We start from the raw sequence: 5,046 nt of genomic DNA, 5'->3' as shown, positions 1-5,046 counted from the left end.
TCCTGTTGCACGGCACTGGCGGACCAGGGTTCGCCGACGCAGAACCCGTCGATACGTCCGGCTCGCAGGTGCGCGACCATTTGCGGTGGCGGCACCACCACGCTGTCGACATCCTGCAATGGGTGAATGCCCTGGCTGGCGAGCCAGTAATACAACCACATGGCGTGGGTGCCGGTTGGAAACGTCTGGGCGAAGGTGAGTTTTGAGCGAGTTTGGTGCACGTGCCGATCCAGTGCTTCAGGACTGGTCACTCCAAGCGCCTGCAAGCCTCCGGAAAGATTGATGCTCTGGCCGTTCTGATTCAGGCCCATCAGTACGGCCATGTCGGTCGCGGCCACGCCACCGATGCCCAGGTGTACGGCGTAAATCAGTCCGTAGAGGCTGTGGGCTGCATCGAGTTCGCCGCTGACCAGTTTGTCCCGCAGGTTGGCCCAGGACGACTGGCGCTTGAGATTCAGGGTCAAGCCGTGGGGTTGGGCGAAGCCCTGGGTGGCGGCGACCACCACCGAGGCGCAGTCGCTCAGGGCCATGAAGCCGAGATTGATTTCGGTTTTTTCCGGGGCATCGCTGCCATTGACCCAGGCCAAAGGGCCGGCTGACGGTTCGTTCATCGCGTGTTCACCTTGCAAAAAAAACGTCGTCCCGAGTCCTTGCATGAGCAGGCCGTGGACGACGCCATTGTCTTTGCACACATTCCGTCGTCGGCATGAGTGCTGGTACCTGGATTGGTGCAAGGCATATGCCATTAACCGCTGATTTGCTCACGCGCCTCGCTTGCAACCCCGTTGCCCGGCTATAATCGCCGCCTCAATTCGCCGCCAATCGAGTCAAATCCGCCCATGTACACCCTGGCCCGTCAGCTGTTGTTCAAACTCTCTCCGGAAACCTCCCACGATCTGTCCCTGGACCTGATCGGCGCGGGCGGACGTCTTGGGCTCAACGGCTTGCTGTGCAAGGCCCCGGCGAAGGTGCCGGTGAATGTGATGGGCCTGGACTTCCCGAATCCGGTGGGACTGGCCGCCGGTCTGGACAAGAACGGTGCGGCCATCGATGGTTTCGCCCAACTGGGTTTCGGTTTTGTCGAGATCGGCACCATCACGCCGCGTCCACAGCCGGGCAACCCGAAGCCACGCCTGTTCCGTTTGCCGCAAGCCGAGGCGATCATCAATCGCATGGGCTTCAACAACCTCGGCGTCGATCACCTGCTGGCCCGCGTGGCGGCGGCCAAGTACAAGGGCGTGCTGGGCATCAACATCGGCAAGAACTTCGATACCCCGGTCGAGCGTGCCGTGGATGACTACCTGATCTGCCTGGACAAGGTTTACGCCCACGCCAGCTATGTGACGGTCAACGTCAGTTCGCCGAACACGCCGGGCCTGCGCAGCCTGCAATTTGGCGACTCGCTCAAGCAGTTGCTGGCCGATCTGGCCGAGCGCCGCGCGGAACTGGCATTGCGTCATGGCAAACATGTACCGCTGGCGATCAAGATCGCGCCGGACATGAGCGACGAAGAAACCGCCCAGGTTGCACAAGCGCTGATCGAAACCGGAATGGACGCCGTCATCGCCACCAACACCACCCTCAGCCGCGTAGGCGTCGAAGGCATGRAGCATGGCGAAGAAGCTGGTGGTCTGTCCGGCGCACCGGTTCGCGACAAGAGCACCCACACCGTGACAGTGCTGGCATCGGAGCTGGGTGGTCGCCTGCCGATCATCGCTGCCGGCRGCATTACCGAAGGCAAGCACGCTGCAGAAAAAATCACCGCAGGCGCGAGCCTGGTGCAGATCTACTCGGGCTTCATCTACAAAGGCCCGGCGCTGATTCGCGAGTCGGTAGACGCAATCGCAGCGCTACGCTGATCCCCTGTGGGAGCAGCCGGTCGACGCTCGATTGCTCGCGATGGCAGCCTTTCAGTCAACATCATCGTTGAATGTTAAACCGCTATCGCGAGCAAGCTCGCTCCCACAGGYGTGTTTGCAGTTCGAACGTTGAATCGTCAGACATAAAAAAGGGCTCCTTAAAAGGAGCCCCTGGGCCGGAGCCCGCCGTCCGGATGGGACGCGCATGGTTAATTCGGTACAAAATCAGATTGTCGTGTCGGAGTGTTATGCCCTGTAATTAGCCGACGGCGTGAAGTTCGTTGAGTCTGTGGATTCCCGCAGTGCCGGTCATACCGTCCCAGTTGTCGCCGCGTCCTTCTCGCCAGCCATTGATCCAGGCTTGACGTACCGACGGTAGAGTAAATGGGCAAAGCTCACGGGATTTACCACCAACGCCATATTGATATCCGCGCAAAAATGCTCTTTCCAACGGATCACGCTTAAGTCTTCTCATAGGGTGTTGCCCTCACTTGTTGACTGTATTTATCGCGTCGACCTCAATTGAGGTCTGGCAGAAAAATTCTGCCGTTGGGGGCTCGTTGCCGGCGTGACGAGCCAAAGTGTTGGCGTCATTGCGGCGCCAACCTGTATTGAGTTCTAACCAATGCGTCACATCGAGGGAATGATCGTTTTGTCATAAGGACGTAACCGTTCATATGTTAAGGCCATAAGTAACAGCGTGTTTTACCGTATTTATTGGCCAAACCCCGGTATGATCGGCCCCGCGCTGGATGATGGGCTTAATCCTTTAGTGAGAATGGCTCCCGTTACCGGGAAGCACTATTCGACGAAGGGTCGACTTATGACATTTTGTTGCATCAACTTTTTTATCTGTCCTTGCATCTAAGCTCTTTTAACCCGGGCAGCAAGGGTGGAACGGCACACCTTCGTGCCACGCGGGCGCTCTTCGAGAAAAGCGCCTGATTGAAAACCGGACCGGCAATGCGTTGCCCGGTCACTCAGCTAAAGGTTCTGGAATTCCCATGTCCGATCGTTTCGAACTCTTCCTCACTTGCCCAAAAGGCCTTGAAGGCCTGCTCATCGAGGAAGCCGTCGGGCTTGGCCTTGAGGAAGCGCGGGAGCACACCTCGGCCGTGCGCGGCATGGCCACCATGGAAACCGCTTATCGCCTGTGCCTGTGGTCGCGCCTGGCCAACCGCGTGCTGCTGGTGCTCAAGCGTTTTCCGATGAAGGACGCCGAAGACCTGTACCACGGCGTGCTGGACATCGAGTGGCAAGACCACATGCTCAATGACGGCACCCTGGCCGTCGAATTCAGCGGTCATGGCTCGGGTATCGACAACACCCACTTTGGCGCGCTGAAGGTCAAGGACGCCATTGTCGACAAACTGCGCACCCCGCAAGGCGACCGTCCGTCCATCGACAAGCTCAACCCGGACCTGCGCATTCACCTGCGCCTGGACCGTGGCGAAGCCATTCTGTCCCTTGACCTGTCCGGCCACAGCCTGCACCAGCGCGGCTATCGCCTGCAGCAAGGTGCGGCGCCGCTCAAGGAAAACCTCGCGGCCGCCATCCTGATCCGTTCCGGCTGGCCACGTATCGCGGCCGAAGGCGGCGCGCTGGCCGACCCGATGTGCGGTGTCGGTACCTTCCTGGTCGAAGCGGCGATGATCGCCGCCGACATCGCGCCGAACCTGCGTCGCGAGCAGTGGGGGTTCACCGCCTGGCTCGGTCACGTCCCGGCGCTGTGGAAAAAACTCCACGAAGAAGCTTCCGAACGTGCTGCGGCCGGCCTGGCCAAAACACCCTTGTGGATTCGCGGCTACGAAGCCGATCCACGGCTGATTCAACCGGGTCGCAACAACGTCGAGCGAGCCGGCCTGAGCGAGTGGATCAAGATCTACCAGGGCGAAGTCGCGACTTTTGAGCCGCGTCCGGACCAGAACCAGAAAGGCCTGGTGATCTGCAACCCTCCATACGGCGAGCGTCTGGGTGACGAGGCGAGCCTGCTCTACCTCTACCAGAACCTCGGCGAGCGCCTGCGTCAGGCCTGCCTGAACTGGGAGGCGGCGGTGTTCACCGGTGCGCCGGACCTGGGCAAGCGCATGGGCATCCGCAGCCACAAGCAGTATTCGTTCTGGAACGGCGCCTTGCCGTGCAAGCTGCTGCTGATCAAGGTGCTGCCGGACCAGTTCGTCACCGGCGAGCGTCGTACCCCGGAGCAACGCCAGGTCGAGCGTGAGCAAGCTGCCTACGATCAGGCGCCGAACGAGCCGCAGGAACGCAAGTTCAACAAAAACGGCAACCCGATCAAACCGACGCCGGCACCGGCTCCGGTGATCGAGCAGCCGCGCCTGAGCGAAGGCGGGCAGATGTTCGCCAACCGCCTGCAAAAGAACCTCAAGGCCCTGGGCAAGTGGGTCAAGCGTGAAGGCATCGACTGCTACCGCGTGTATGACGCCGACATGCCGGAATACTCCATGGCCATCGACCTGTATCACGATTGGGTCCACGTCCAGGAGTACGCCGCGCCGAAATCCATCGATCCGGAAAAGGCTTCGGGCCGTATGTTCGATGCCCTGGCAGCCATCCCGCAGGCGTTGAACATCGACAAGAACCGTGTGGTGGTCAAGCGCCGCGAGCGTCAGAGCGGCACCAAACAATACGAGCGCCAGGCGGCGCAGGGCAAGTTCGTCGAAGTCAATGAAGGCGGCGTGAAGCTGCTGGTGAACCTCACCGACTACCTCGACACCGGGCTGTTCCTCGACCATCGGCCGATGCGCATGCGTATCCAGAAGGAGGCGGCCGGCAAACGCTTCCTCAATCTGTTCTGCTACACCGCAACGGCCAGTGTGCATGCGGCCAAGGGCGGCGCGCGCAGCACCACCAGTGTCGACCTGTCGAAAACCTATCTGGACTGGGCGCGGCGCAACCTGTCGTTGAACGGTTTTTCCGACAAGAACCGCCTGGAGCAGGGCGATGTGATGGCGTGGCTTGAAGCCAGTCGTGACGAGTACGACCTGATCTTCATCGACCCGCCGACGTTCTCCAACTCCAAGCGCATGGAAGGTGTGTTCGACGTGCAGCGCGACCAGGTGCAATTGATTGACCTGGCCATGGCGCGGCTGGCACCCGGCGGCGTGTTGTACTTCTCCAACAACTTCCGCAAGTTCGAACTGGAGGCCAACCTCGGCGAGCGTTATGC

The 5,046-nt window shown here is 60.5% G+C and carries 4 protein-coding genes; 2 read left to right on the top strand and 2 right to left on the bottom strand.

Features of this window, described 5'->3' with window-relative positions:
* On the bottom strand, positions 1-611 hold a 611-nt coding region (locus tag ACXRVY_RS16745; protein ID WP_458237799.1), incomplete at its 3' end, for a CmpA/NrtA family ABC transporter substrate-binding protein.
* Positions 612-839: 228 nt separating this feature from the next.
* Between ACXRVY_RS16745 and ACXRVY_RS16740 the strand changes: the two genes are divergently transcribed.
* A complete protein-coding gene (locus ACXRVY_RS16740) occupies positions 840-1,859 on the top strand; it encodes a quinone-dependent dihydroorotate dehydrogenase (RefSeq protein WP_458237798.1) in 1,020 nt (339 codons plus the stop codon).
* A gap of 259 nt (positions 1,860-2,118) precedes the next feature.
* Here the strand turns inward: ACXRVY_RS16740 and rmf are convergent, their stop codons facing one another.
* The gene (rmf, locus tag ACXRVY_RS16735) at positions 2,119-2,334 is read right to left on the bottom strand and encodes a ribosome modulation factor (protein ID WP_003223300.1); all 216 of its coding nucleotides are present in this window, start codon (positions 2,332-2,334) and stop codon (positions 2,119-2,121) included.
* 529 nt (positions 2,335-2,863) lie between these two features.
* Between rmf and rlmKL the strand changes: the two genes are divergently transcribed.
* Positions 2,864-5,046 (top strand): bifunctional 23S rRNA (guanine(2069)-N(7))-methyltransferase RlmK/23S rRNA (guanine(2445)-N(2))-methyltransferase RlmL (gene rlmKL / locus ACXRVY_RS16730; protein WP_458237797.1); only part of this gene is annotated, 2,183 nt, incomplete at its 3' end.

This window comes from Pseudomonas sp. P5_A2_2 (genome assembly GCF_054177685.1).
Note: the sequence above shows the minus strand (reverse complement) of the source record. Positions and strands in the feature narration are given on the sequence as shown.

Excerpts from the sequence above, each read along its gene's own strand:
- rmf (WP_003223300.1), bottom strand. The coding sequence starts at position 2,334 with ATGAGAAGACTTAAGCGTGATCCGTTGGAAAGAGCATTTTTGCGCGGA.